Raw genomic sequence first — 1,337 nt, forward strand, 5'->3', positions numbered from 1 at the left:
CGCAGTGCCGCGGCGCCCGCCGTGCCCTGGGCCCGGTAGGCGTCCGCGCAGGCTGCGCAAAAGCGCAGCGGGATGCCGGCGACGAGCCAGTAGAGCAGGGCGCCCAGTGCAAAATAGTCGCTGCGCGCGTCGGTCCGGTAGCGGCCGGCGTCATCGGGAAAGAATTGTTCCGGCGCCTGCCACGCCGCGGTGCCTGCATACGAATGCGCGGCGCTGTCCTGCAGGGGGCGATTGGTGCCGAAGTCCGCGAGCTTGAGCGTGCCGGTGTGCGCATCGACGAGCAGGTTGGCCGGCTTCAGGTCCAGGTAGCGCCAGCCGTATTGGTGGACTTTCGCCAGCGCGGTATTCACTTGCGCCGTCCACGCGAGTGCCTGGTCCATGCGAGGACCGTCGCCGCGGCTGCGCAACGCCGCCACGTGGGCGGCGAGGTCGCCGTCCAGCAATTCGAGCGCGAGCGCGGGCTGGCCGTCGTGTTCGCCGCTGTCGAGCAGGCGCACGATGTGGCGCTGGTCCCATGGCTGCAGGCCGCGCAGGAAAGCGATCTCCGCCTCGAAGCACGCGCGCCAGACGGTCCGCTGGGACGGCAATGCGAGCTCCATCTGCGCGCGGTTGACGAGTTTCACCGCGGCCGGCGTGCCGTCCAGCACCGACGCCGCGCGCCACACCTGGCCGTAGCTGGACCCGCCCAGCGGCGCCCGCAGGCGCCAGGCGCCCGCCGTCAACGTGATGATGTCGCCTGCCTCGACCATGTAGCCTCCCGAACGGGCGGCCGGCGCCGCCTCGGCGGGGGATAGCGGGGGGAGGGAGAAAACGTGTTAGAGTCGACAAGATTGCCGTGATCACAACCAGTCGAGGAAGCCATGTCCAAAGCCACGTTCAGTGCCCGGGTATTCGCCTGCTACGTCTTCGTCGTCAGTACCGTGCTCGTCGTCGCGCCGAACGTGCTGCTGGGGATCTTCGGCATCGCTTCCACGTCCGAGGTGTGGATCCGCGTTGCGGGTGTACTCGCATTCAATATCGGCATTTACGCGTGGATCGGCGCCAGGCACCGGCCGTTCCTGGAAGCATCGGTCTACACGCGTGCGCTCGTGTGCGCCGCGTTCGTCGTCTTTGCACTGCTCGGCTTGGTCAGCCCGATGATCGTGCTGTTCGGCCTCGTCGACCTGGCGGGCGGCATCTGGACGTGGGCCGCGCTGAAAGCCGACGCGCGTGCCGTTGCGTCCGCGCCGGCCGGGCTGCACGCGAACGCGCAATAAAAAACCGCGCACGAGGCGCGGTTCCCGGATCTGGTGCTGCGATCAGCGGTGCCAGCCACGGTCATGGCCGCGGTCCCAGCC

At 69.0% G+C, this 1,337-nt stretch carries 2 protein-coding genes; one reads left to right on the forward strand and one right to left on the reverse strand.

From position 1 onward, the window contains the following. A partial coding sequence (locus ACEN88_RS31905) for a protein kinase domain-containing protein (RefSeq protein WP_413346194.1) occupies positions 1-749 on the reverse strand: 749 nt, incomplete at its 3' end. Positions 750-860: 111 nt separating this feature from the next. Here ACEN88_RS31905 and ACEN88_RS31910 point away from each other — a divergent pair. Beyond that, entirely contained in the window at positions 861-1,256 is a 396-nt protein-coding gene (locus tag ACEN88_RS31910; protein ID WP_413346196.1) for a hypothetical protein, read from the forward strand. Positions 1,257-1,337 lie beyond the last annotated feature (81 nt).

This window comes from Massilia sp. CT11-108 (assembly GCF_047302915.1).
Classification (GTDB): Bacteria; Pseudomonadota; Gammaproteobacteria; order Burkholderiales; family Burkholderiaceae_D; genus Telluria; species Telluria orientalis.

Bases quoted from the DNA above. Each gene is read 5' to 3' on its own strand.
- ACEN88_RS31910 (WP_413346196.1), top strand. From the start codon at position 861: ATGTCCAAAGCCACGTTCAGTGCCCGGGTATTCGCCTGCTACGTCTTC.